The sequence below is a fragment of the Kineosporia rhizophila genome, assembly GCF_021277265.1.
Classification (GTDB): domain Bacteria; phylum Actinomycetota; class Actinomycetes; order Actinomycetales; family Kineosporiaceae; genus Kineosporia; species Kineosporia rhizophila.
On the sequence record NZ_JAJSOH010000016.1, the window covers coordinates 144,706 to 170,290 of the forward strand.

Annotated in this window: 21 protein-coding genes and 1 riboswitch; of the genes, 8 read left to right on the forward strand and 13 right to left on the reverse strand. The window is 71.0% G+C overall.

From position 1 onward, the window contains the following. Positions 1 to 120: 120 nt before the first annotated feature. Positions 121 to 2,583 (forward strand): hypothetical protein, encoded by a 2,463-nt coding sequence (locus tag LWF15_RS22225; RefSeq protein ID WP_232812822.1) that lies wholly within the window; start codon positions 121 to 123, stop codon positions 2,581 to 2,583. Further along, entirely contained in the window at positions 2,580 to 2,972 is a 393-nt protein-coding gene (locus tag LWF15_RS22230; protein WP_232812823.1) for a hypothetical protein, read from the forward strand. The genes LWF15_RS22225 and LWF15_RS22230 overlap by 4 nt, the downstream gene beginning before the upstream one ends. 282 nt (positions 2,973 to 3,254) lie before the next feature. On the opposite strand, the gene LWF15_RS22235 is transcribed toward LWF15_RS22230, so the two are convergent. The 9 genes from LWF15_RS22235 to LWF15_RS22275 all read right to left on the reverse strand — a co-directional run bounded on the left by LWF15_RS22235 (position 3,255) and on the right by LWF15_RS22275 (position 11,783). After that, a complete protein-coding gene (locus tag LWF15_RS22235) occupies positions 3,255 to 3,704 on the reverse strand; it encodes a hypothetical protein (protein WP_232812824.1) in 450 nt (149 codons plus the stop codon). A 133-nt stretch (positions 3,705 to 3,837) separates the two neighbouring features. Further along, entirely contained in the window at positions 3,838 to 4,908 is a 1,071-nt protein-coding gene (locus LWF15_RS22240) for an ABC transporter substrate-binding protein (RefSeq protein WP_232812825.1), read from the reverse strand. Beyond that, positions 4,905 to 5,732, reverse strand: a complete 828-nt coding sequence (locus tag LWF15_RS22245) for an ABC transporter ATP-binding protein (RefSeq protein ID WP_408623759.1) — start codon at positions 5,730 to 5,732, stop codon at positions 4,905 to 4,907. The genes LWF15_RS22240 and LWF15_RS22245 overlap by 4 nt, the downstream gene beginning before the upstream one ends. Beyond that, positions 5,729 to 6,781, reverse strand: coding sequence for a FecCD family ABC transporter permease (locus tag LWF15_RS22250; protein WP_232812827.1), 1,053 nt, complete (start codon positions 6,779 to 6,781; stop codon positions 5,729 to 5,731). The genes LWF15_RS22245 and LWF15_RS22250 overlap by 4 nt, the downstream gene beginning before the upstream one ends. Before the next feature lie 42 nt (positions 6,782 to 6,823). Continuing rightward, positions 6,824 to 7,006, reverse strand: a riboswitch (cobalamin riboswitch). A 10-nt stretch (positions 7,007 to 7,016) separates the two neighbouring features. Next, positions 7,017 to 7,556 (reverse strand): GNAT family N-acetyltransferase, encoded by a 540-nt coding sequence (locus tag LWF15_RS22255; RefSeq protein ID WP_232812828.1) that lies wholly within the window; start codon positions 7,554 to 7,556, stop codon positions 7,017 to 7,019. Positions 7,557 to 7,600: 44 nt separating this feature from the next. Next, positions 7,601 to 8,821 (reverse strand): prolyl oligopeptidase family serine peptidase, encoded by a 1,221-nt coding sequence (locus LWF15_RS22260; RefSeq protein ID WP_232812829.1) that lies wholly within the window; start codon positions 8,819 to 8,821, stop codon positions 7,601 to 7,603. Between the two features lie 54 nt (positions 8,822 to 8,875). Further along, positions 8,876 to 9,646, reverse strand: a complete 771-nt coding sequence (locus LWF15_RS22265) for an ABC transporter ATP-binding protein (RefSeq protein WP_232812830.1) — start codon at positions 9,644 to 9,646, stop codon at positions 8,876 to 8,878. Continuing rightward, a complete protein-coding gene (locus LWF15_RS22270) occupies positions 9,643 to 10,647 on the reverse strand; it encodes an ABC transporter substrate-binding protein (protein WP_232812831.1) in 1,005 nt (334 codons plus the stop codon). Before LWF15_RS22270 ends, LWF15_RS22265 begins: the two co-directional genes overlap by 4 nt. 32 nt (positions 10,648 to 10,679) lie before the next feature. Next, the gene (locus tag LWF15_RS22275) at positions 10,680 to 11,783 is read right to left on the reverse strand and encodes a FecCD family ABC transporter permease (RefSeq protein ID WP_232812832.1); all 1,104 of its coding nucleotides are present in this window, start codon (positions 11,781 to 11,783) and stop codon (positions 10,680 to 10,682) included. A gap of 175 nt (positions 11,784 to 11,958) precedes the next feature. On the opposite strand from LWF15_RS22275, the gene LWF15_RS22280 reads away from it, so the two are divergent. After that, a complete protein-coding gene (locus LWF15_RS22280; RefSeq protein ID WP_232812833.1) occupies positions 11,959 to 13,245 on the forward strand; it encodes an MFS transporter in 1,287 nt (428 codons plus the stop codon). Here LWF15_RS22280 and LWF15_RS22285 read toward each other — a convergent pair. Then, complete coding sequence (locus tag LWF15_RS22285; RefSeq protein WP_232812834.1) at positions 13,196 to 14,293, reverse strand: hypothetical protein; 1,098 nt, start codon at positions 14,291 to 14,293, stop codon at positions 13,196 to 13,198. The two genes, LWF15_RS22280 and LWF15_RS22285, sit on opposite strands and share 50 nt — an antisense overlap. Before the next feature lie 113 nt (positions 14,294 to 14,406). After that, positions 14,407 to 15,780 (reverse strand): L-serine ammonia-lyase, encoded by a 1,374-nt coding sequence (locus LWF15_RS22290; RefSeq protein ID WP_232812835.1) that lies wholly within the window; start codon positions 15,778 to 15,780, stop codon positions 14,407 to 14,409. Between the two features lie 148 nt (positions 15,781 to 15,928). On the opposite strand from LWF15_RS22290, the gene LWF15_RS22295 reads away from it, so the two are divergent. After that, complete coding sequence (locus LWF15_RS22295) at positions 15,929 to 16,657, forward strand: alpha/beta fold hydrolase (RefSeq protein WP_232812836.1); 729 nt, start codon at positions 15,929 to 15,931, stop codon at positions 16,655 to 16,657. A 93-nt stretch (positions 16,658 to 16,750) separates the two neighbouring features. Here the strand turns inward: LWF15_RS22295 and LWF15_RS22300 are convergent, their stop codons facing one another. Beyond that, on the reverse strand, positions 16,751 to 18,250 hold the full coding sequence (locus LWF15_RS22300) for a sodium:solute symporter family protein (protein WP_232812837.1): 1,500 nt from the start codon (positions 18,248 to 18,250) through the stop codon (positions 16,751 to 16,753). Positions 18,251 to 18,470: 220 nt separating this feature from the next. Between LWF15_RS22300 and LWF15_RS22305 the strand changes: the two genes are divergently transcribed. Genes LWF15_RS22305 through atzF form a run of 4 tightly spaced genes read left to right on the forward strand, consistent with a single transcriptional unit; the run spans position 18,471 to position 25,186 of the window. Next, complete coding sequence (locus tag LWF15_RS22305) at positions 18,471 to 19,301, forward strand: urea amidolyase associated protein UAAP1 (protein WP_232812838.1); 831 nt, start codon at positions 18,471 to 18,473, stop codon at positions 19,299 to 19,301. Beyond that, positions 19,298 to 19,915, forward strand: a complete 618-nt coding sequence (locus LWF15_RS22310; RefSeq protein ID WP_232812839.1) for an urea amidolyase associated protein UAAP2 — start codon at positions 19,298 to 19,300, stop codon at positions 19,913 to 19,915. The genes LWF15_RS22305 and LWF15_RS22310 overlap by 4 nt, the downstream gene beginning before the upstream one ends. Beyond that, positions 19,908 to 23,486 carry an urea carboxylase gene (uca, locus tag LWF15_RS22315; protein WP_232812840.1) on the forward strand — a complete coding sequence of 1,193 codons (3,579 nt, stop codon included), beginning with the start codon at positions 19,908 to 19,910 and terminating at the stop codon, positions 23,484 to 23,486. The genes LWF15_RS22310 and uca overlap by 8 nt, the downstream gene beginning before the upstream one ends. Continuing rightward, the gene (atzF, locus tag LWF15_RS22320; RefSeq protein WP_232812841.1) at positions 23,483 to 25,186 is read left to right on the forward strand and encodes an allophanate hydrolase; all 1,704 of its coding nucleotides are present in this window, start codon (positions 23,483 to 23,485) and stop codon (positions 25,184 to 25,186) included. Before uca ends, atzF begins: the two co-directional genes overlap by 4 nt. Here the strand turns inward: atzF and LWF15_RS38195 are convergent. Then, positions 25,152 to 25,556 (reverse strand): hypothetical protein, encoded by a 405-nt coding sequence (locus tag LWF15_RS38195; RefSeq protein WP_408623770.1) that lies wholly within the window; start codon positions 25,554 to 25,556, stop codon positions 25,152 to 25,154. The genes atzF and LWF15_RS38195 overlap by 35 nt on opposite strands. Between the last annotated feature and the right edge of the window lie 29 nt (positions 25,557 to 25,585).

The window sequence follows — 25,585 nt, forward strand, 5'->3', positions numbered from 1 at the left end:
TTGACCAGGACATACCCCTGACGCAGCACCCGGATAACACCCGGCCGGGCAGCATCGCGTGGTTCGCTGCCCGTTTCTTCAGGCGCGAAGGGAGTGTCAGGGTCACAACAGGAACCGGGAATGGCGACGCAGACGATCGGGAACGGTCCGGCCACGCTGGACGAGGAGCACGAGGACGAGCAGGACCGCGGCAGGCGCATCCCCTGGCTCAGGAACCGGCTCCGGGCCCGGCTCCGGCCGGGGCCCACGGCCCGGGCCGTGAGCCTGTGGGCCGCGGTGGCCTGGATCGTGCTCACCCTCGCCCTGCTGCCGGTCACCCGCCCCGCCGTGACCTCGTTCGGGCAGGTCTACCTGCTGTTCGTTCTCGGGTTCCTGGTCATGGTCACCCGCACCCTGCGCTGGGCCCACCTGTCCGGCCTCTTCGCGGTTTGCCTGGTCTGGGCCTTTGCGGCCGCCGGGCTCGGCGCAGCCCTGCTTCCCCACGCCGGCACGGTGGCCACCGAACTCACCGGTGCGGCGCTCGGCCAGTCGGTGCTCACGCTGGCGCCGGTGCTCGTCATCGCCCTGAGCCGCCCCGAACGTCTGCGCGCCTTCGCCGTCAGTGACTGGCTCCTCGTTGGTCTCGCCGGCGGCCTGGCCTTCCTGGCCGCCCAACGCACCGTGCTGGGACTGTGGTTCTCCCCCGTAGTCGCCCACCCCGTCCAGGTGTGGACGCCCTTGGTCACCACCGCAGTAGGCCTCGCCATTGCGGGGTGGCGGCGCGCGGCGCGCCTCGACGGCGCGAGCGCCGTCCTGTTGCGCGCAGTTTCGCTGGTGTCACCGGTTCTGTTGTGGTGGCCCACGGTTCTGGCACCAACAAAGGACGTCGGTGCCGCCTCACCGGCGCTGGTGCCGGAATGGCTCCGGCTGGGTTCGGGGATGCTGGAGTCGTTGCCCCTGGTGCCGATCCTGGTGGTCGCCAGCGGGCTGGCCGCACTGGCCGCACTGCTGACCGACGCCCGGCACCTGCTCGCCGTCGACGAGCAGCGCAACGACCTGACCATCCTGCCCACGCCCTGGTCGGCCGCCCGATGGACGAAGAACTGGGCCGCGCGCGTGTCCACGGAGCCGGTCCGGGTGCGCCCGCCGGCCACCCAGCCCGCCGCCGAAGGCGGACAACCCGGCACCAATGACACCGCTGGCACCGTCGGCACCGCTGGCACCGTCGGCCGGATGACTCCAGACGCATTGACCTCGCCGACTCCCTCAACCGCCTGGCCCACCGTCACTCCCCCCAGTGCCTGGCCCGCCGCCTCGGCCGCGAAAGACCCGGCGCCCCCTATCTCGCAGCCGACTGGTGCCTCGAAGCTCACCCCTCCCGGCCAGCCGACGTCGCCCGCCGGTCTGCCCGAACCACCGGAAGCGAAAGACAGCGAGGAAGACGACGACCGCGACCGGGCGCGGCATCGCGCCACAGGGGGCTCCGGTTCGCGCGGCTCAGGTGTGAAGGCCGTGGCCCGCGAAAGCCTGGCCGTGAGCAAGTGGCTGCTGGCCCGGCTCTGGCGCGCCCTGACGGTCGACGTGTGCGCCCTGGCGGCCTACGCGGCACGCGACAAGATGGTCATCCTGGCGGCGCACGCCGGAGTGAGCGGGGAATCGCGCCTGACCCGGCTGGTGCGCGGGCGGGCGGCGATGGAGATGGCCCGGCACGCGCGGCTGGAGGCCCACGCCCGGCGAAGCGGCCCGGCCCGCCGGTCCCAGCTCATCGTCTGGCGGGTCAGCTCCGGGCTCCTGCTCGTCCTGCTGGCCGCTGCGCTCTGGCTGGCCTACTCAGCGGTGCCCGCCGATGTCCGGGCCACCACGTCGCTGTGGCTCACCGGTCTCCTGGCCGAGCTGGGCGGTTGGTGGGCCGGGATGACGGTGCTCGAGCAGGTGCTCCTGGTCGGCACAGGCGTGGCGCTGATGCTGCTGTCGACCGGCTACCTGGGCCAGGGGTACGCGGTCTCCGGAGCCGCATCCTTCCTCTCCTGGCACGGCTACGGGGCCGGAACTTTCGTGCGTGATCCCCGCGCGGCCCTGGGCACCTACCTGCGCTCGGCCCCTCCCGCAGCCTTGCTGGCCGACGCGGCCGAGCTGAGCCTGACCTTCACCCCGGTGACCTTCGCCGGTGCCGTCGAGGGCCGGGCCCTGCGGCGCACCTGCGAGAACTACCTGCACACCTTCCAGCTGGGCGGAGCCGGGGTGCCCACCAAGGCCGAGGTGTTCGCCGAGTTCACCGCGCGCGCCATCCCGCCCGCCGGTTTCCACGACGTGGTGCTCCAGACCGACCTGAGCAGCAGTGGCAACGGATTCAACCCCCGCACGGTGGCCAAGCTGATCCTGAACGACACCGACTACGCCGGCGGCCCGATCCGGCTGGTTCCGGGGGCCGTGGGCGGGACGGCGGCCCACGCCGCCCAGGCCCTGGCCGACAAGCTCGGGGTGCCGGTGATGGCCCCCGACGACACGGTCCACGCCTTCGACTCCGGCCGCCTCGTCGTGGGCCCCTCCCCGCTGGTGCCGACCGGGCAGTGGGCCGTCTACCAGCCCCAGGGGCAGCAATGATCATCAGTGAGGCCGGGTTCTTCCGGGAACTGCCCCACGGCCGCCCCGACGGGCCGAGCCTGCACGAGGCCCTGGCCACGGGCCGGCGCGAGCCGGTGGGCGCGAAGAAGGAGATGCTGCTCGACTACCTGTGGGGCAACACCGTGCTGGCGGCCACCGCGGCGATGTTCGACGACGTGCTCGACCCGTCGGTCACCGCCGTGGCGCCGATGGCCGTGGTCACCGACGGCGCCTGGGTCTGGCCCCGCGACCTGGCCCACTACGTGGACAAGTACGACGCCGCCGTGCCGCTGCCGTTCATCCTGCACATCGAGCTGCGCGGCTGGGAGCAGCCGGCCCTGAGCCCGAACGAACTGCTGCAGATCGAGCAGGCCCTGCTGGAGCCGTGAACACAGAACCGCTGCCCCCACAACACCTCGGGTGCAGCGTTCGTGCGTGGGACTGAACCGGCCCTGCCCCCGGCCTGACCCGAGTCTTGGCCACCGGCCGGTACTTCACCACCATGGCTGGAGTCGTCCCCACCCCGATGTGAGGTGCTCCGTGGAAATCCTGATCATCCTGCTCGTGCTCTGGGCCGTGTCCCAGTACTTCAAGTAGGCCGAAACCCACCCCGCCAACGATCTTTACGGGCCGCGGCAGGTTCAGCGCAGCACCTCGCCGCCGGCGTCCGGTCACGGAACCGTGAAGATCGTGTCCAGAGCATCGTCCAGAACTGCTTCCCACGAGGCGTTCTCGGGGGCCGAGGCCGACAGCAGCCAGCCGCCCACCACGAAGCCGGTGAGGGCGGCGTCGGCGGGCAGCATCTCGGCGGCCGGATCGCGCTCCTCGGCCAGCGCGGTCATGAAGGTCTCGACCGTGGGCTGGTCCATCCCGGCCCAGGCCTCCATCCGCACCGCACTGCGGGCCAGGGTCGCGATCCGGTCCCGCTGGGGCGGCCCCTCGTGCAGGTCGCAGAGAACCTGGTTGCCCACCGCGAAGCAGAGGTCGACCGCCTCGCCGTAGGCCTCGTCGCCCTGGTCGACCAGGGCCTGGATGGCACCGGTGGAGCGTTCCGGGCTACGGGCCACCACCGCGGCCAGGGTCTGACGGACCAGGGGTTCCACCTGGCTGTCGATCCTCATCGGTGCGCTCCTCCGCCTGCCTCGACATCCTCCTGGACATACCTGACCTGCACGTTATCGACCCACGGGGGCGACGGCATGTCAGACATCTCACGGAGGTAACGCCCGAAACCCGCGAAATCCGGCTAGAAGGTCACTCCACCCAGGTGTTCCCGGGCAGTTCCGGGAGGCCGGTGATGTCCAGGTCGGAGCGGATCCCCGACTCCGGGGCCAGCCCGAAGTGCTCGATCGAGCGCCGCACCCACTCCGCCGCGTCGATGTTCAGCGGCCCGGAGACCCACAGGGCGTAGGGCAGGTTGACGAAGCGCTCCTCCTTCACCGCGGTCAGGTCGCGGGAGGCCGGGTTGGCCTTCAGCACGGCCACCTTCTCCTCGTACGACTGGCCCGGGTAGTCGACGAAGAAGATCACGTCCGGGTCGGAGGCGGACAGACGCTCCCAGCCGACCTCGGTCCAGGTGTCCTCCACGTCGGCGGTGGCGTTGGTGACCCCGGCGGTGTCGAAGATGGCCTGCGGCGCCCCGAACGAGCCGGAGGTGAAGATGGCGTCGGTGCCGGAGTCGAAGAGGAAGGCGGTCGGCTTCTCCTCGCCCTTCGGAGCGGATTCCAGCGCGCTCCGGCGCTTCTCGATGTCGGCCACCACCGCCTCGGCGCTCTCGCCGTGCCCGGTCAGTTCGCCCAGGTTACGCAGGTCGGTGGTCAGCGCCGTCCACGCCTCCATCGTTCCCCGGGCCCCGTCGTCCTGCCGGCAGGTCTCGCTGAGCAGGTAGGTCTTGATGTCGCGTTCGTGCAGCATCTCCGGCATGAGGTTGCGCGACTCGCTGAAACCGTAGCCGTAGCCGGCGAACATCATCTCGGGATCGACCGCGAGCACGTTCTCCAGCGTGGGGAACTCGTCGCCGACCACCTTGAGCTGGTCCACCCGGGCGTCCGGGTAGGCCAGCTCGAGCACGTCCTGGTCGCGGGCCATGCCGGTGACGGCGACCAGCTCGTCGCGGGCGCCCACCGCCAGGGCGATCGAGATGATGCCACCGTCGTAGGCGTAGAGCTCGGTGACCGGCGCGTCCACGCTCACCTTCTCCCCGCAGTTCTCCACGGTGATGGCGCCCGCGCCGGAGGCTGCCTCCGGCGAGTCGGAAGAACTGCAGGCGGTCAGGACGGTGCAGCCCAGGGCGAGCACTGCGAGTCTCGTGGCGGGGCGGTTCATCTGGTCCGGGTTTCCTCTCGGGGGTGGATGAGCAGGTGGGGCTGGTCGAGCTGGGGATGGGGCACCTGCACCGAGCCGACGCCGAAATGGGCGTCGACGTGGGCGGCGCTGAGAACGTCGGCGGGTGGACCGATCGCGACGATGCGGGCGGGTCCGGCGCTGATGCCTTCCGGGCGGCCGACCACCGCCAGGGTGTCGAAGAAGCGCAGCGCCAGGTCGAGGTCGTGAACGGTGGCGACCAGGGTCTGCGACTGGGTGGCGAACACCTCGAGAAGCCGGAGCTGCCAGGCGACGTCGAGCTGGTTCGTGGGCTCGTCGAGCAGCAGCACGGGGCACTGCTGGGCCAGACCGCGGGCCAGCACCGCCCGGCGCCGTTCGCCGCCGGAGAGCTGGTCGCACGGTGAACTGATCCGGTCGGCCAGACCCACCGCGTCCAGAGCCGCCTCGACCACGGCTCTTTCGTCCCGGCCGCCGCGCGACCAGGGGCGGGTCCGGGGCACTCGCCCGAGGGCCACCAGTTCACCCACGAGCAGTTCCGCGGCCACGACTTCTTCCTGCGGCACGAAGGCCAGCCGGCGCGCCCGCTCCCGGGACGCAAGGTGACGGGAGTCTTCGAGGTGCCCTGAGGCGTCTGCAATCTGAACTTCTCCGGCGCTGGGGCGCAGCACTCCGGCCAGAACCCGCAGCAGGGTGGATTTTCCCGCGCCGTTCACCCCGACGATGCCCAGGCGTTGCCCGGCCGGAACGTCCAGGTCGATGTCGCTCAGGATGTCGCGGCCGCCGAGCCGGGCCGACACGCCCTTCAGACGCAGGGCCACGCTCATCGTTCGCCGCCGAACCGGTACTGGCCCCGGCCCATCAGGAGCAGGAACAACGGCGCTCCGATCACCCCGGTGACCACGCCCAGCGGAATCTCCTGCGGCCGAACCGCCAATCGGGCGAGAACGTCCACCCAGAGCAGGAATACACCACCACCGAGGGCTGCGACGGGCAGCAGGACCCGATGCTGAGCACCGACCACCAGCCGGGCCGCATGCGGCACGATCAGCCCGACGAAGCCGATCCCACCGCTCACCGCCACCAGCACCCCGACCAGCACCGCCAGGCCGACGAACAGGGTCGTCCGCAAGGCAACGACGTTCACTCCCAGGGCGGCGGCCGTGTCCGAGCCGGCGGCCAGGGCGTCCAGCCAGCGGTGCAGGGCGAGCATGCCCAGCGCCAGCACGGCCACGACAAGTGCCGGGATCCAGAGCTTTTCCCAGGTGGCACCGCCCACGCTGCCGAGCATCCAGAACATCACCGAGTCCGCGGCCCGGGGGTCGTCGCTGAGGAAGACCAGGAACGAGGCGATCGACGAGAGTCCGGACGAGAGAACGACTCCGGACAGCACCAGCCGCAACGGGGTCAGCCCGCCCTGGGTCATCGCCACCAGGTAGACCAGCAGGGCGGAGCCGATCGCCCCGAGCAGGGCGCCGCCCGAGACCGCGTAGATGCCGAACCCGGCCAGGGAACCGGTGGTGATCGCCGCGGTCGCCCCGACCGACGCGCCCGAACTGATGCCCAGCAGGAACGGGTCGGCCAGGGGATTGCGCACCAGCGTCTGCATTCCGGCGCCGGCCACCGCAAGTCCGGCACCCACGACCACCGCCATCAGGGCGCGCGGCAGCCGCAACTCCCAGACGATGACGTCCCAGCGGCCCGGTCCGCTGCCGTCGAGGCGGTCGGTGACGGCGGAGACCACCTCACCCAGCGGGATGTGCTCAGAGCCGAAGGCCAGGGAGAGAACGACGCTGACCAGGCACGCCACGGTCAGCGCGGCGGCCAGGGGCCAGAACTTCAGGCGGCGCCGGGCAGGGGTGGGCGACGGGTCCACGCATGACCTCTCCAGTCCCGGGCCCTGGTCGCGAGAGCCCGTCGACGAACACGTGAACCGACAGGTCTTCGGACTCGGGGTCAACCGGTGGCACGGCCTTCCCAGGGAGAGGCTCCCCAGTGGCGAGTCGTGCCGCCGTCGCCCTTACCGCTGCGCGCCAGTCCCGGAATTGCACCGGAGTTCCCTGGCATCCACCCGGATGCGATCGGTTCGTGCCGGAGGCTAGCACGCGGGACTACTGCTGCATCACCCAGGTGGGCACCGGCTCGTCGATCTCGGCGACGACCTTCCAGCCGGACCGCTCGTACAGGGCCACGTTACGGCGGGTGGCCGTCTCCAGGTAGGCGGGCAGCCCGGCCTCGGCCGCGCGCTGCAGCCCGGCCTGCATGACCGCCCGCCCCAGACCCCGGCCGGTGTGGTCGGGGTGGGTGCCGAGAACCCCGAGATACCAGTACGAGGACTCGGGGAAGGCGGCGTGCACGACCTCGTCGTAGGCGCGCAGCCGGGATGCGGCGGGCTCCGGCAGTTCCAGAGGGCTGCTGGCCGGGGGCGTGCCCGGCGGTTCCCAGATCGCCACCGAGACACCGCCCTCGACGGTCCAGATCGCCCCCATGCCGACCCTCTTGTCGAACACGTGACCGAAGAAGGCGGCGGCGCCGTGCTCGTACTCCTCCTGGTCGGGGAAGATGTGGCGCAGCACCGGATCGGACGAGAACGCGGCGACCAGGGTGCGGACGATCGGGGTCCGGTCGGCGGGAGTGGCTACAGAGATCACGGGGTCAGCTTCTCATCCCGACACTCCCGCCCCGGGCATACGGTTCAGGTGCGTTGCCGGGCCATCCACTGCCAGACGTGGGTGCCCTTGATGCTGGGATCGTTGCGGCCCACGTAGATCCACGACCAGTGGCCGGGGAACTTGTAGCCGTTCCAGACCACCTCGTCGTAGAGCGTCACCCGCGAGCGCGGGATCAGTTCGCTCGCGTGCACGGTGTTGGCCTGCGGGTCGACGGTGGCGTCGTCGAGCGAGGTGACGAGCCAGGTGGGGGTACGGATGGCCCGGAGCTCGGCGTCCGGGATGAGCGGCGGGTTACCGGCCACCACGCCGCAGATCGGCACCGAGGAGGCGAACAGGTCCGGGTAGGTGGTGGTCATCTTCAGACTCATGTAACCGCCGTTGCTGCACCCGACCACGTGCACCCGGTCGCGATCGATCGGGTGCCGCGCCGACACGTCCTCAATCACCTTCCTGATCATCGGGGCGAACCGCGGACCGTCCTCCATCCAGTACGAGGTGCTCTGCGGGGCAACCACATACGCGCCGCCGAAGATCTTCTGCCCCTCCCGGGTAGCGAAGCCGAGCGCGCCCCGGTTCGCGCGCAGCGTGGTCTCGTTGTCGTAGTAGCCGTCCGGCAGCGAGGCTCCTTCACCGCCGCCGTGCAGCCAGACCACCAGAGGACGCCTGCCCCGCCCGGAAGGCGTGTAGAGCCGGTACTTCAGGCCGTTGCTGATCTCGTGGTGACCGAACGCGTCCACCTCGGGGTTGACCAGCCTGCCCTGCTCGAAACGCTCGATCAGCAGGGGCTTGCCGAACCGCCGGGGAAGGGGCTGGTTCTGGGTGATCGTGTATTCCAGGTTCAGGCGCACGTTCCGGCTGCGGGTCACCACGTAGCCGAGCGTCGCCGCACCGGGTTTCCCCTCGCCGTGCTCCAGTTCGAGCACGATGTTGCCGCGGTGATCCAGCCGCGCCCGGGTGACCACCCGGTCCAGGTCGTACCCACTGGCGCCCGGGATCGGGCTGGTGGCCTTCGCGTGCACGGTGAACGTGCTGGTGGTGAGGCCTCCGGCGGTGATCGGGCCGAGCCGGGCGGTGTCCAGGGTGACGGCGGTGACCTGCTCACCCCCGTCGAGGGTCTCGGCCTCGAGCCGGAACCGGGTGGGCCTCTCGTCGGCTCCGGCGCCGGCGGCGTTCGTGATACTCAGGGCACCGGGCAGAACCAGGCCGGCGGCTAGGACGCTGCGGCGACCGATGGGCTGGGGCATGCGAGCTCCTGTCCTCGTCTTCCTTGACTGGCGGACAAGACCAGGCTCGCATGCTCAGATTCCGGAGAAAACCCTCGGTTCGAACAGTAGATGGATGCCGCCGTTGTGCTCGATCCGTTCCACCCCAATGCCGTAGACCCGCTCGATCAGGCCGGCGTCGATCACCTCGGCGGCGGGCCCGGACCCGGCCACCCGGCCGCTCTCCAGCAGCACCAGGTCGTCGCAGTAGCGGGCGGCGAGGTTCAGGTCGTGCAGCACCACCACCACGCTGGTGTCCAGATCCCTGACCAGGCTGAGGATCTCGTGCTGGTAGCGGATGTCGAGGTGGTTGGTCGGCTCGTCGAGCAGCAGGTGACTGGCCTGCTGGGTGAGCGCGCGGGCGATCAGCACCCGCTGCTTCTCGCCGCCGGAGAGCCCGGCGAAGCTGCGCGGGGCCAGGTGCAGGGCGCCCACCCGTTGCAGGGCGGTCCAGGCGATCTCCTCGTCCTGGGTGCTGGTGCGGGCGAACGTGCCCAGGTGCGGGCCGCGGCCCAGCAGCACCATCTCGGCCACCGTCATGGTGGTCTCGGTGCCGTTCTCCTGCACCACCACGGCCAGGTGCTGGGCCACCTCGCGGGCGCCCAGCTGCCCCAGCGGCCGGCCGTCCACGCTGACCGTTCCCGAGGCCGGCCGCAGCGAGCCGTACAGCAGCCGCAGCAGCGTGGTCTTGCCGCTGCCGTTGGGCCCGATCAGGCCCAGCACCCGCCCGGTGCGGGCGGTGACGGTGACGTCGTCGACCACCGGGCTCTTGCCGTAGGCGAACCGCAGCCCCTCGGCCTGGATCACGACTGGGAGCCGAATCGCTCCATGATCGCCTCGAGACCGTCGATCGCCAGGGGGCTCGGCGGCTCGGTGAAGTTGAACAGCTGGGGCATCACGTCGCCGTTGGCCACCGCGGTGAGCTTCTCGGCCCCCGGCAGGTCGGTGATCGACTTGGTGACCGCTTCGGGGTCGCCGTCGGAGTACAGCAGGATCAGCACGTCGGGGTTCAGCCCGATCAGCTTCTCCAGGGTCACCTCGAACACCCGCTCGTCCACGTCACCGAAGACGTTGGTGAAACCGGCGGCCTCGAGCTGCGGCTGGGCCATGCTGCGGGTGCCGTAGGCGTAGGTGACGCCGCCGCCGACGGTCGGGTAGAGCACTGCGGCGGTGCGGGGTTCGGTGCCGGCCGCGCTCTTCTCGACCGAGGCCAGGCGTTCCTTCAACGCGGCGACGGCCTGGTCGGCCTCGCTCTGGCGGTCGAAGACCTTGCCGTAGGTCTCCATCTGGGAGTAGATGTCGTCGAAACCGGGGTCGCTCAGGCCTTCTCCGCACAGGCCCGGCTCCTCCATCAGCGGGATCGAGACCGCGTCGAGGGTCTCGCGGTTCAGGTTGTCGGTCTCGCCCAGCACCAGGTCCGGCTCCTGGCTGATCACGATCTCCTTGGAGATCTGCAGGTGACCGCTGGTGTCGGTCTTGTCGGTGAGCAGCGGGATCTTGGCCAGGGCGGCGTTGGTGGCGTCGTCGTAGTAGGCCTCCGGGTACTGCCCGGCCCGGGCGGTCACGTCACCGAGCACGCCGAGGGCCTGCAGGTAGGGCACCGAGGCGCTCTTCAGCAGCACCACCCGCTCCGGCTCGGTGGTGAAGGTGACGTCGGCGCCGCAGTTCTCGACCGTGACGGGGTAGTTGCTGCTGCCCCCGGCGGCGACGTCGCTGGTGTTCGTCTCGGACGAACCCCCGCAGGCGCTCAGGAGGAGCAGTGCCCCGGCTGCCGTGGCGGCGATGGCGGGGCGGGTGATGACTGGCATGAACGTGCTCCTCGACTGAGTGTTCAAAGGTTCTAGGCGCTGGTGGCGTGCAGGCGGCGGATCAGGACCAGCAGGAAGGGCGCCCCGACCAGGGAGGTGATGATCCCGATCGGCAGTTCCTGGGGTTGCAGCAGGGTGCGGGACAGGGCGTCGGCCCAGACCAGGAAGATGGCGCCGAGCAGGGCGGCGACCGGTACGGCGCGCGCGTGCGGGGCCCCCACCAGGCGCCGGGCGACGTGCGGGATCACCAGGCCGACGAAGCCGATGCTGCCGGAGGCGGCGACCAGGACGCCGATGCACAGCGACACCAGCACCAGCAGGCGGGTGCGGAACCGGTCGGGCGAGATGCCCAGGGTGTGCGCGGTCTCGTCGCCGATGGCCAGCGCGTCCAGTCGGCGGCCCCACAGGGTGAGCAGGCCCACGGTGAGCAGCACCACGGCCACCACGATGCCCAGCGAGACCCCCCAGCGGGCCAGGCCCAGCGAGCCGAGCAGCCAGAACATCACCGAGCGGGAGCCCTCGGCCGAGTCCGAGGCGAAGATCAGGAAGCTGGTCAGGGCGTAGAGGGCGTAGCCGACGGCCACCCCGGCCAGCAGCAGGCGCACCGAGGTCACCCGCCCGCCGCTGCGGGCGATCAGGAACACCAGGAACGAGGCGGCCAACGCCCCCAGGAAGGCGGTGAAGGGCAGCGCGTTCTCGCCGAAGCCGACGCCGACCCCGAACAGGATCGCCGCGGCCGCCCCGCTGGAGGCGCCCGAGTTGATGCCCAGCAGGTAGGGGTCGGCCAGCATGTTGCGCACCATCGCCTGCAGGGCCATGCCGCAGACGGCCAGGCCGGCCCCGACGCACACGCCCAGCAGCACCCGGGGCAGGCGAACCTGCCAGACGATCGCGTCCTGCGGCAGGCTCCAGGTCGGGGTGCCGGGCAGGCCGAAGAGGTGGTGGCCGATGATCCGGGCCACCGAGGCCGGGCCGATCGCCACGGCGCCGACGCCGACCCCGAGCAGGACGCTGACCACCAGCAGCCCGGACAGGCCGATCAGCCAGGCCGAGCCGCGGCGGCGCTGCCCGGACAGGCCGAGGTCGGAGACCTGGGGCTGCAGGGACCGCCTCTCGCCGACGAGTTCCCCCGCCATGTCACCCACCTTCGGTTCACGGCCCGCAGTGCACCGGCCGTTGTTGCGAAGCCTATGCAATAGAGCTCGGAGGCATGACGCCGGACTGCGAGATCTTTGCAACAGTCGGTGGCAAGTGCGGATCTGGAGCCTACGCTGACCTGGTCCACCCGTCCGGAGGCCGTGAGGAACGTCCGTGCTCAGCGCCTACCGCGGCCTGCCCGCAGCCAGCCGGCTGCTGATGATCAACATGTTCGGCATCAACCTCGGCTTCTTCCTGGTGCTGCCCTTCCTGGCCGGGTACATGAACGGCCTGGGCTACGCCGCGGGCACCATCGGCCTGGTCCTAGCCCTGCGCATGCTCGCCCAGCAGGGCCTGACCCTGTTCACCGGGGCCGCCGCCGACCGCCTGGGCGCCCGCCCGATGATCATCCTCGGCTGTGCCCTGCGGGTGCTCGCCTTCGGCCTGTTCACCCTGGTCGGCTCGCTGCCCGGGCTGATCGCGGCGGCCATGCTCACCGGTCTGGCCGGGGCGGTGTTCGGCCCGGCGGTGCGCGCCTACCTGATGCAGGACGCGGGCGAGCGCCGCGCCGAGGCCTTCGCCCTGCTCAACACCGTGGGCCACGCCGGTGCCCTGATCGGCCCACTGCTCGGCGCCCTGCTGATCGCCGTGGACTTCCGCCTGGTCGCCGGGGTGGCCTGCGCCGTGTTCGCCGTGCTGACCCTCGGCCAGGTGCTGGTCCTGCCCGCCCGGCCGGTACCCCGGCTGGAGACCAGCCTGCTCCAGGGCTGGCACGAGGTCCTGACCAACCGCCGGTTCCTGCTCTTCGCGCTCGGCGGCTCGGCCTACTTCGCCCTCTTCGGGCAGCTCTACCTGGCCCTGCCGGTGGAGGCCCAGCGGGTCTCCGGGGTGGAGGCCGCGGTCAGCGCCGTGTTCATCGCCTCGACCCTGATCGGCATCTTCGGCTCGGTGCCCCTGACCTCGTGGTTCAAGGCCCGCTACAGCGAGGGCGCCTCGATGGCCGCCGGTCTGGCCCTGATGGGCGCCGGTTTCCTGCCGCTGGCGCTGGCCGGCCCGGCCCTGGCCGACGCCCCGGCCGGGCGGTGGAGCACCGGCGGTCTGCTCGCCGTGCTGCCGGTGCTGCTCGGCACGGCCCTGTTCACCGTGGGCACGGCCGTGGCCAACCCGTTCTCGATGACCCTGCTGCCCCAGGTCGGCAGCGAGCGCCTCGGGGGCACCTACTACGGCTTCTACTACCTGGTGCAGGCCCTGGCCGCGACCGTGGTGAACGTGGCCGTGGGCCAGTTGCTCGACCGCTTCGGGCAGGGCCCCGGCCGGGCCCTGCCCTTCCTGTTCCTGCTGCTGGTGGGGCTGGCCGGAGCGGGACTGATCTGCTGGATGTCCGGCACCGGCCGCCTGGCTCCCCGAAGCCCTAGCGGCCGTCGCTCGACCAGTGGTTCCGGTCGACCGCAGCCGGGCTGAAGTGGTGCACGCCGTAGCTCGCCCCCACCGCCATCAGCCGGGCGTTGGTGCCGTCCTGCGGGCTGGAGGTGATCCGCACCGACTTGCCCTCGGCGTTCTTGATCTTCACGCTCGGGCCGGACCAGGACACGGCCATGTCGATCGCGTCGCCGGTGTTGTGCCGACTGCGCAGGGCCGGCGGGGTGGCCAGGGCGGAGTCCACGCCGAGCGCGCCGAGCAGCTGGCGGGCCGCCGCGACCGAGGCCTGGGTGTCCGTCTTGCCGGTCTTCGTGCGGTGCTGCCAGCACACCTTGGGCGCCGGCTCCGAACCCACCGGCACGTAGGCGGGCACCTCGGCCGGGGAGATCTGGCCCTTGGCGATGCGGTAGCTGAAGTGCATCAGGTACGAGCGCTGGGGTGAGCGCAGCGAGGAGGTGGGCCGCACGGTGATCCCGGCGTTCGTCATCGCGGCGACGAACTTCTCCACCCGGGGGCGGAAGCTGTCGTTCAGCAGTTCGACCGCGCTCTGGCCGCCCGGGAAGCGGGTGTTCCAGGCCGGGCCGCTGAGCTGCTGCGGGGTGCACATCAGGGTCAGCGCGGTGGCCGCCGACTCGATGCTGCAGCCGCGCTTGTCCTTGTCCTGCAGCACACTCGCCTTGGCGGTGATCCGGTAGGCCTGCCGCGCCGCCACCCCACCGGGGTAGTTGCGGCCGACCTTCCACACCTTGGCGTCCTTGGAGCCGCCGAGCTCGGCGGTCTGGGCCGCCTGGCCGTCACCCCAGTCGATCACCACGCGGAAGCGGCAACCGGCGGTGCTGACCGCGCTGGACCAGGCCAGACTCACCTTCGGGTCGCTGCTGACGCAGCTGTCCCCGCCGCTGAGGCAGGCGTGGTCGGGCCTGTCCGAAGAGGTGGAGAGACCGCCGGCCCCGAAGGAGACCGGAGCCTTGGACGCCTTGGGTGCCTTGGACGCCTGCGGCGCCGCCGAGGCGGCCGAGGCCGAGCCCACGAGAAGACCGAACGTCGCGATCGTGCTGATCAGGGCGTACCGAACCGTGCGCGTGGACATTCGCCTCATTCCGTTGAGCTGCCGTGGGTGCCACTTGCGTGCCACGGTCTCTCTCGGCCAGGCCTGTCCCCTGTTTACGCCTCTCCGGAGCGTCCCTCCCCCGGCCTAACGGCTCAGCACTCCACCACGTTGAGCGCCAGCCCGCCCCGGGCGGTCTCCTTGTACTTCACCGACATGTCGGCCCCGGTCTCGCGCATCGTCTTGATCGCCTTGTCCAGCGAGACGTGGTGGATACCGTCGCCGCCCAGCGCCATCCGGGCCGCGGTGATCGCCTTCACCGAGGCCACCGCGTTGCGCTCGATGCACGGGATCTGCACCAGCCCGCCGACCGGGTCGCAGGTCAGCCCCAGGTTGTGCTCGATCCCGATCTCGGCCGCGTTCTCCACCTGTTCCGGTGTGCCGCCGAGGATCTCGGCCAGCCCGGCGGCAGCCATCGCGCAGGCCGAGCCCACCTCACCCTGACAGCCCACCTCCGCCCCCGAGATCGACGCGTTCTCCTTGAAGAGCAGACCCACCGCGGTGGCCGCGAGCAGGAACCGCACCACCGAGTCGTCGTCGAAGCCGGGCAGGAACTTCGCGCCGTAGTGCAGCACCGCGGGCACGATGCCGGCCGCTCCGTTCGTGGGCGCCGTGACCACCCGCCCGCCGGCCGCGTTCTCCTCGTTGACCGCCAGGGCGTACAGGGTGACCCATTCCATGGCGTGCAGGGCATCGGGTTCGCTCAGGTCGTTCTCCAACTGCTCACGCAGCCGGGCCGCCCGGCGGCGCACCTTCAGCCCTCCCGGCAGCACCCCGCCGGTGTGGGTGCCTTTCTCCACGCACTCGCGCATCACCTGCCAGATCTCCAGCAGCCCCTGCCGCACCTCCGCCTCGGAGCGCCAGGCCAGCTCGTTGGCCAGCATGATGTCGCTGATCCGCAGGCCGGTGCTGCGAGTGAGCGCCAGCAGCTCGTCGCCGGTGCTGAACGGATAGGCCACCGGCGTGCTGTCGGCCCGCAGCACCGGCCGCCCGGCCTCGTCCTCGTCCAGCACGAAACCGCCGCCCACGGAGTAGTACTCGCGCTCCTCGAGAACCTGACCCGACTCGTCCATGGCCCTGAAAATCATGCCGTTCGTGTGGAAGTCGAGCTTGCGGCGCCGGTGCAGCACCACGTCCTCAGCCACCGAGAAACCGATCTCGCGCTCCCCGGCCAGCACCAGTCGTCCATTGTCCTGGACCTTCTGCACGATCGGGTCGGCCGCCACCGGATCGACCAGATGCGGTTGCTCCCCGGCCAGCCCCAGCACGACCGCCTTGACCGAGCCGTGGCCGTGCCCGGTCGCGCCGAGGGAGCCGAACAGCTCGCAGCGCACCGCACTCGTGCGCCCGAGCAGCCCGGCCGCACGCAAACGGGTGACGAACAGGTAGGCCGCGCGCATCGGCCCCACCGTGTGCGAGCTGGACGGCCCGATGCCGACTTTGAAGAGATCGAACACGGAAATGGTCACGGGCGAGGATAGGACGCCGCACGGAGCCCCACCAAACAATCGGCGCCCGCCGGTCGATCCGGCCCGAAATTATTCGCCCGCCCGCCTCTCCGGTAGCAAGATCTGGTGCCCGACGAGCCCGACGCCACCCAAGCCCTAGGGTGACCGGGTGCCCACCATCGACCTCCCCCACGGCCCCACCCACTACGAGGTGAGCGGCTCCGGCGCACCCCTCGTCCTCCTGCACGGCGGTTTCTGCTCGGCGGAGGCGATGCGCGAGATCGGCGAGGCCCTGGCCCCCAGCTACGAGGTGCACGCCCCCGAACGTCCCGGCCACGGTCGCACGGCCGACGTCGAGGGCCCCTTCGCCTACAGCGCGATGGTCGAGCACACCCTGACCTACCTCGACGCTCTGAACCTGCCCAAGGCCCACCTGGTCGGTTTCAGCGACGGCGCGATCACCGGCCTGCTGCTGGCCCGCGACCACGCCGACCGGGTCGCTTCACTGGTGGCGATCGCGGCGAATCTCGACCCGTCGGGCTTCGTGTCCGACGAGGAGGCGGCCGGAACGATGAGTGCCGAACAACACCAACAGCTTACGGACGAGTATGCGCGCCTTTCGCCCGACGGCGGCGGTCACGAGGACGTGGTGGTGGGCAAACTCGTCGAGCTGTGGAAGCAGGAGCCCCAGATCGCCCCCGAGTCCCTGGCCGGGGTCACCGCCCCCACCCTGGTGATGGCGGCCGACCGCGACATGATCTCGTTGGAACACACCGCCCTGATCGCCCGCAGCATCCCCCGGGCCCAGCTGTGCATCGTGCCCGGCGCCGGCCACCTGCTGATCCGCGAGCGCCCCCAGCTCATCGCGACCATCGTGCGGGAGTTCCTGGCCCAGTAGGTCCGGGTCCCGCAGATCCGTCGCTTTGCCCCGGGTCGCCCGGAGGCCGGCCTGGACGCACCCAACGCCCAGGCCGGCCTCCGGTGAAGCGGATCAGTCGGCGGTGGCGAGAGCGGCGGGTTCGGTGGCGAAGCGGTCGGCGGTGCGCAGTTCCGGCTCCTCGTCGGCGTGGGCGCGGGTGGCCAGGGAGACGCCCACGAACACGGCGAGACTGACGATCGCGGTGAGCATGGTTGCCCAGCCGTCGAAGTCGGCCGTCACCAGGCTGTTGTCCACGTAGATGAGGTCGTTCGGCACGCCGTAGAGGGTCGGCGTGAGGGCGAGCAGGGTCAGGCGCAGCACCAGGCCCACGCCGGCCGCGGCCAGGGCGGCGGTGGAGGTGGAGCGCTTCCAGAACAGCCCGAGCAGGAACGGGGCGATCAGGCAGGCCAGCATCAGGTCGAAGGCCAGGGTCAGCAGGATGCCGGTCTGGCTCACCCGCAGCGCCAGCAGGATGCCGACCAGGACGATCGGGATCATCACCACGCGGGTCCAGCGCAGCAGCGGGTCGTGGTGGCCGGGGGCGACCTCGCGGCGCACGCCGGCGATGTTGCGCACGGCCACCGCCGAGGTGGCCAGGATGGCGCCGGAGGCGGTGGAGAAGGAGGCCGCGACGATGCCGGAAAGGGCCAGGATGGCGAGCAGCACCGGCGCGTGGTTGTCGAGCAACTGGTACACGATCGGTCCGGAGGCGGAGGTCAGGCCCAGCTCGACCACCGAGGTCAGAGCGATCAGCGACCACAGCACACCCACGGTGGCGGTCGCCCCGGCGCCGATGAAGCAGGCCTTCTGCGCCGCCTCGGGGGTCTTCGCGGCGAAGATGCGCTGCATGAAGTCGATCGCCACCAGGTCGCCGATGCCCAGCGAGATCAGGGTGGCCCAGTTGATCGCGGCGCCCTGGCCCGGGTCGGTGAGCTGGCCCAGGTCGAACGGGCCCATGCCCTCGGGCGAGGAGATGCCGTAGTTGACAGCGACCCAGACGAACAGCGAAACGGTGCCGACGCCGGTGATCACCGCCTGGATGATCGAGGTGTAGGCGTCGGAGTACATCCCGCCGCCGATCGTGTAGGCCAGGATCAGGCCGACCGCCAGCACCACGCCGGCCTCGTAGGGCAGGCCGGTGAAGGTCTCCAGAAGGAAGCCCATCGCCACCAGGTTCCCGGCCAGCAGGATGGTGAAGGCGAAGATCATCAGGATCGACGCGACCACCTCGACCGGGCGGTTGTAGCGGCGGGCGAAGAAGTCGCCCAGGGTGAACAGGCCCATCCGGTTCATCGGCTTGGCCAGGAAGAGCCCGGCCAGCAGCAGGCAGATGGCCAGGCCCAGGGCCAGGGAGGCACCGGCCCAGAAGCCGGCGGCCGCACTCAGGTCGGTGTTGCCGACGGTGGCGTTGCTGTCGACGGCGGCCGTGGTGAGGCAGACGGCGACCAGGGGGACACCGAGCTGGCGCCCGGCCACGAGGTAGTTGGCGCTGTCGCCGTCGACCTTGCGGGCGACGGCCAGACCGACGACGAGCACGGCCAGCACCGAGATCGCGACACCGATGGTGATCATGAAGGCTCCTGACCGGAGGACACGAGGAGATTTCTGTCGATCGACAGATATGGAGCCCGATTCAGCCCCCCTCGTGTTACGTCCGTGCTACCCGGCGGCACACAATCGTGTTAACCGGCTCCCGAAGCCGCGTTTCATCGGGAGTTAACACACCGGAGACGCCCGTGACACGCGTCCCCCGTTGACTTTCGATCAAGCGACAGAAAGTCAGGACGGGCCGATGACACAGCAGACACCCGAAGCAGCGGGCACCGCGACCACCGCGGGAGCCCGCGCCCACGCCCGGGCTCAGGAAGGCATGGCGGTCCACACCGTCCCGACGCCCCCCGAGGGCGTGCCGAGCGACGCAATGGTCTGGGCCGAGCGGGTTTCCGGCGGTGGCTACGCCCATCGCAGCCTGGCCCGCGGCACCAGCGTGCGGCTGACCGACCTCGAGGGCGACGCCTGCGCCCACGTGCTGCTGTTCAACGCCGACCTCACGGCCGAGCGCCTCAACGTGGCGGACACGGTGAAGGTGCAGTGGCAGGTCTACACCTCGGCCGGGCAGCTGCTGCTGTCCGACCAGGGGCGGGTGCTGGCCTCGGTGACGCAGGACACCTCCGGCCGTCACGACACGATCTACGGCACCTCCACCCAGGACCGTAACGAAAGGCGCTACGGCGACGGCGCTCCCGAGGGCCCGTCGCCCGCCGGCCGGGAGTTGTTCGTGCTCGGCGCCACCAAGCACGGTCTGGGCCGGCGCGACATCCCGCCCTCGGTCTCGTTCTTCCAGGGCGTACGCATCGACGACGCCGGAGCCCCGGTGTTCGAGGGTTCGGCCGGACCCGGCCGGTCGCTGACCATCCGCACCGAGATGCCCGTGATCATGCTTGTCGCCAACGCGCCGCACCCGCTCGACCCAAGGCCCGAATACACCTGCACTCCGTTGGAAATCACGGCCTGGCGGGACAGCGCGACCGAAAAGTCCGACGAGCTGTGGTCGGCGACCCCGGAAGGCCGGCGCGCCTTCGAGAACACCCACGACTACCTGAAGGGCCGGGGCCAGGCATGAGCAGCAGCACCGAGATCCACCGGGAGACCGTCCCGCCCCGCGCTCCGTGGTCCCGGGTCCTCGAGGCCGGTCAGACCCTGACCATCGTGGACCTGGACGGCAACCAGGCGGTCGACTTCCTGGCCTACGACGCGCACGAGACCAGCCGGGCCTACAGCGCCCAGGCCACCCTTCAGGAACAGGGGAGCATCTTCCTGACCACCGGAAGTGTGCTGCGCGACAACGAGTCCGACCCGCTGCTCACCGTGCTGAGCGACGACGTCGGCCGGCACGACACGCTCGGCGGGGCCTGCTCCAAGGAGTCGAACACCCTGCGCTACGGCCACCACACCTGGAACCAGCACGCCTGCGCGGAGAACTTCCTGCGTGAACTGTCCCGCTACGGCCTGGGCAAGCGTGACCACGTGCCCAACGTGAACTGGTTCATGAACGTCCCGGTCGACCCGGACGGCGCCCTGGGCATCGTCGACGGCATCTCGGCGCCGGGTCTCTCACTCACCCTGCGGGCCGAGAAGGACACGCTGGTGCTGGTGTCCAACTGCCCCCAGATCAACAACCCCTGCAACGGCTTCGACCCGAGCCGGGCCGAGATGGTGGTGCACGCCGGTGTCTGAGATCTCCAAGCTCCTGGTCGCCAACCGCGGTGAGATCGCCTGCCGGATCATCCGTAGCGCCAGGGAACTCGGCCTGCGCACGGTCGCGGTGTTCTCCGAGGCCGACCGCGGCGCCGCCCACGTGCACCTGGCCGACGAGGCCGTGCTGCTCGGCCCCACTCCCCCGGCCGAGAGCTACCTGAACGTCGAGGCCATCCTCCGGGCCGCCCGGACCACCGGCGCCGACGCGATCCACCCCGGCTACGGGTTCCTCTCCGAGGACGCCACCTTCGCCGAGCGCGCCGAGGCCGCCGGGCTGGTGTTCGTCGGCCCCACTCCGGAACAGCTGCGGGTGTTCGGCGCCAAGCACACCGCCCGCGCAGCCGCCCAGGCCGCCGGTGTCCCGATCTTCCCCGGCACCGGTCTGCTGGCCGACGCCGACGCGGCGGTGCTGGCCGTCGAGCCGATCGGCTACCCGGTCATGCTCAAGGCCACCGGCGGAGGCGGCGGTATCGGCATGGTCGTCTGCCGCGACGCCGACGAACTGCGGGCCGGCTTCGAGCGGGTCACCCGGATGGCCACGCAGAACTTCGGCTCGGCCGGAGTGTTCGCCGAGCGCTACGTCGAGCGGGCCCGGCACGTCGAGGTCCAGGTCTTCGGCAACGGCGCCGGCTCGGTGGTCTCGCTCGGCGACCGCGACTGCACCCTGCAGCGCCGCAACCAGAAGGTGCTCGAGGAGGCCCCCGCCCCGGCCCTGCCCGACCAGGTGCGTGAGCAGCTGCACGAGGCCGCCCGCCGGCTCGCCGCCTCGCTCGACTACCGCTCCGCGGGCACGGTCGAGTTCGTCTACGACGCCGAGCGCCAGGAGGCCTCGTTCCTCGAGGTGAACGCCCGCCTGCAGGTCGAGCACCCGGTCACCGAGCAGATCACCGGCGTGGACCTGGTGGCCTGGATGCTGCGGCTGGCCGGGGGCGAGAAGGAACTCCTCGACGATCTGGTCGACGCGGAGACCGGCCTGGGTGCCGTGCCCACGCACGGGCACGCGGTGGAGGCCCGGATCTACGCCGAGGACCCGGCCAACGACTTCCGCCCCAGCGCGGGTCCGCTGACCGGCGTGCAGCTGCCCACCGACGTGCGGGTGGACGGCTGGGTGAGCACCGGCACCGAGATCACCCCGGCCTACGATCCGCTGCTGGCCAAGGTGATCGTCACCGCCGAGGACCGTGACGGTGCCCTCGACCGGCTGGCCACTGCGCTGAGGTCCACCCGGATCGACGGCATCGAGGTCAACCTGGGCCTGCTGCGGGCCGTGCCTGCCCTGGCCGAGGTGCGCGAGGTCAGCCACACCACCCGAACGCTCGATCGGGTGGGCGATCCGGAGCCCCGGATCACGGTCGAGCGGGCCGGGTTGATGACCACGGTGCAGGATGCCGACGGACGTCTGGGGCACTGGCAGGTGGGTGTGCCACCGAGCGGGGCGATGGACGACCGGTCACTTCGGCTGGCCAACCTTGCTCTGGGCAACGAGGCGAACGCGGCCGGGCTGGAGTGCACGGCCACCGGTCCGGCGCTGAAGTTCAGCCACGAGACGCTGATCTGCGTCAGCGGTGCGCCGGCGACCCTGACCGTCGACGGCGCCGAAGTTCCGATGTGGGAGCCGGTTACGGTGCCTGCCGGGGCAGTCCTCGAAATTGGGGACGCGGTAGCCGGCCTGCGTACGTATGTCGCCTTTGCCGGTGGTCTCGATGTTCCGGGCTATCTTGGCAGCGCCTCCACCTTCACCCTGGGCAAGTTCGGCGGGCATGGTGGGCGCGCGCTGCGTCTGGGCGACGTCCTGCGCACGAGCCCGCCACAGACCGACCCGACCGGACCGGTCGAGGCCCACCAGCGTCCTCAGTTCGAAAACCACTGGGAACTGGCGGTGACCGAGGGACCGCACGGCGCCCCGGAGTTCTTCACCCGCGAAGACATCGACACCCTCTACGCCACCCGCTACGGCGTGCACTTCAACTCGGCCCGTACCGGCGTGCGTCTGATCGGGCCCAAGCCGGCCTGGGCCCGCCAGGACGGCGGCGAGGCCGGGCTGCACCCGTCCAACATCCACGACAACGCCTATTCGGTGGGCTCTCTCGACTTCACCGGCGACACCCCGATCCTGCTCGGGCCGGACGGACCCAGCCTGGGCGGGTTCGTCTGCCCGGTCACCGTGGTCAGCTCCGATCGCTGGAAGCTCGGCCAGCTGCGCCCGGGCGACACGGTCTCGTTCGTGCCGGTCCGGGCCGAGGCGACCACCCGCTCGATGAATCTGACCCGGCCGGTCGCCTCTGGTGACGGCGACGACGGCGTCCTGGCCCGCCGGGACGGCGACCCGCACGTCACCTACCGGCGTTCCGGCGACGACAACGTGCTGGTCGAATACGGCTACCTGGTACTGGATCTGAACCTGCGCGCCCGGGTCCACGCCCTGCACACCGCCCTGGCCGAGCTCGCCCACCCGGGCGTCATCGACCTCACCCCGGGCATCCGTTCGCTGCAGATCCACGTCGACCCCGACGTCCTGAGCATTCCGAAACTGCTGGCCCTGCTGGCCGAACTCGAGGAAACCCTGCCCGCGGCCACCGATCTGGTGGTGCCCAGCCGCCGCGTGCGCCTGCCGCTCAGCTGGGACGACCCGGCCACCCGGCTGGCGATCGAGCGGTACATGGCCGGCGTGCGCGACGACGCCCCCTGGTGCCCCTGGAACATCGAGTTCATCCGCCGGATCAACGGTCTCGACACCACCGACGACGTGTACCGCACCGTCTTCGACGCCGACTACCTGGTGCTCGGGCTGGGTGACGTGTACCTGGGCGCCCCGGTGGCCACCCCGCTCGACCCGCGTCACCGCCTGGTCACCACCAAGTACAACCCGGCCCGCACCTGGACGGCCGAGAACTCGGTCGGCATCGGCGGCGCCTACCTGTGCATCTACGGCATGGAGGGCCCGGGCGGCTACCAGTTCGTCGGCCGCACCACCCAGGTCTGGCGCACCCACCCGAAGTCCGGCGAGAACCCCTGGATGCTGGACTTCTTCGACCGGATCAGCTGGTACCCGGTCTCCCCGGAGGAGCTTCTCGACCTGCGCGCCGACCTGGCCGCGGGCCGGGGCGGCCTGGACATCACCGAGGACACCTTCTCGCTGGCCGAGCATCAGCGCTTCCTCGACGAGAACGCCGTCGAGATCGAGGCTTTCCGCACCCGGCAGCAGGCCGCCTTCGCCCAGGAGCGGGCCGACTGGGAGGCCGCAGGCGAGTTCGACCGGGCCGAGCAGGCGGCCGCGTCGGTCGTGCCCGAACTCCTCGACGTGGTGGTGCCCGAAGGCGGTACCCGGGTCGACGCGCCGTTCGTGGCCAACGTCTGGAAGGTCGAGGTCGAGGTGGGCGATCTGGTCGAGAAGGGCCAGACCCTGATGGCCCTGGAGGCGATGAAGATGGAGACGTCGGTGCTCGCCCCCTGCGCGGGCCGGGTATCCCTGGTCACGGCGAGCCCGGGCGCCCAGGTCGCCCCCGGGGACGCCCTGGTGGTTCTGGAACCGGCGGGAGAAACGGCGTGAACGAGCGGATCAGCGCGGCCTTCCGGGCCATCGCCGAAGTCGGGCGGCCCGAGGTCTGGATCGGGTTGCACGAACCTGAAGACGTCGGTGGCGGCAATTCGGGTCCGCTCAGTGGGCTGGTGCTCGCAGTCAAGAACAATGTCGGGGTGGCCGGGTTCGCCACCACGGCCGGCTGCCCGTCGTACTCGGAAACCCCGGCCGCGCAAGACTCTCAGGCGGTCGGCCGGCTGCGGGCCGACGGGGCGGCGGTGATCGGGGTGACCAACCTCGACCAGTTCGCCACCGGACTGGTCGGGCAGCGCAGCCCGCACGGCGGGGTGCGCGACGCCCGCCGGCCCAGTCACATCTCCGGCGGCTCCAGCTCCGGCTCCGCCGTCGCGGTCGCCCTCGGCCTGGCCGACCTGGCCATCGGCACCGACACCGCCGGTTCCGGCCGGATCCCGGCCGCCCTCCAGGGCATCGTCGGAATCAAGCCCACCCTCGGTGTGGTCTCGACCGACGGCGTGGTGCCGGCCTGCCGTTCCTGGGACGCCGTGACCGTCTTCGCCCGCGACCTCGGCACCGCCTCCCTGGGCATGGCCTCCATGGCCGGCGGCCCGAACACCCGCACCTGGCCCGCCGACATCCCCCTCGCGGCCCCGCCGAACGCCAGAGTGGCCGTCCCGGATCAGCTTCCCGGCCTGGCCCCCGGCTACGCGGAGGCGTTCGAGGCGGCCGTCGAGCGCCTGCGAGCCGGCGGGTGCACCGTCGAAACGATCCCCTTCGAGACCTTCCTCACTGCCGCCACCCTGCTCTACGACGGCGCTCTGGTCGCCGAACGTCACGCTGCGGTCGGCGAATTCGTCGAGTCCGGGGCTCCCGACCTGGACCCCACCGTCGCGGCCATCATCAGCAAGGCAGGGCGGCACACCGCGAGTGCGATGGTCCGCGACCTGGCTCGGCTGGAGGAACTACGTCAGACCTCGATGAGCACCCTGGCCGGGTTCCACGCACTGCTCGTACCCACGGCGCCCGGGCACCCGTCCATTGCCGAAGTCGCCGCCGACCCGGTCGGCGTGAACTCGTGGATGGGCACCTATACGAACTTCTGCAACCTGTTCGACCTGTGCGCCGTGGCCGTACCCTCGGGCACGGCGGGCGAGGACCAGTTCGGGGTGACCGTCCTGGCCCGCCCCTTCCACGACGCGGTCGCCCTCGACCTGGCCGAACGGGTGCAGCTGCTCACCGACTCCGTAGCCGCGGCGGGCGCCGCACCCGCCCGGGAAACAGTCGTTCCCTGGCCGCCGGTGAACACCGAGCAGCTCCTGGTGGTCGGTGCCCACCTCAAGGGCCAGCCGCTGGCCCGCGAACTGGAGGCTCTGGGCGCCCGCTGGGCCGGCCCGGCCCGCACCGCCCCGGCCTACACGCTCAGCGCGCTCGACACCGTGCCACCCAAGCCCGGTCTGGAGCGGGTGGGCCCGGGTGGCTCCTCGATCGTGGGCGAACTGTGGGAGCTCTCCACCGGTGCCCTCGGCGCGTTCCTGGCCGGGCTCCCGGCACCGATGAACCTGGGCCGGGTGGAGCTGGACAACGGGTCGTGGGTGGCCGGGTTCGGCTGCACGGTGGAGGCGGCGCGGGCCGGCAAGGACATCACCGAGCACGGCGGGTGGCTGGCCTACCTGGGGTTCACTCGTTCTTCGGGTGCACCGACGAGGGCATGAACCGCAGCAGCGACATCTTGCGGGCCATGAACCAGCGGTGTTCCACCGGCTCGGAGTACAGGTCGGCCAGGGCCGCGTCGCCCAGGCTGTGCGGTCCGACGATGCGGTAGGCCGAGGGGTTGAAGCTGCCGAACCAGACCTGGACGAACAGTTTGGGGTTGGTGATCAGCGAGCGCATCGGCAGCAGGCAGCCGAGCTCGCGGGCCAGGGCGTCGAGGTAGAGGACCTGGGAGGGGTGGGACTCGGTGTGCCGCGGGCTGAGCGCGGTCCAGTACTCCTCCCAGTCCTTCTCCTCGGCGATCACCTTGGCCAGATCCTTCGGCGGCTGCAGGTTGCCGCTGAGCACCCGGGCGAAGTAGCGGGCCTGCATCTCGGCGCAGATCGGGATGCCGCCCGAGA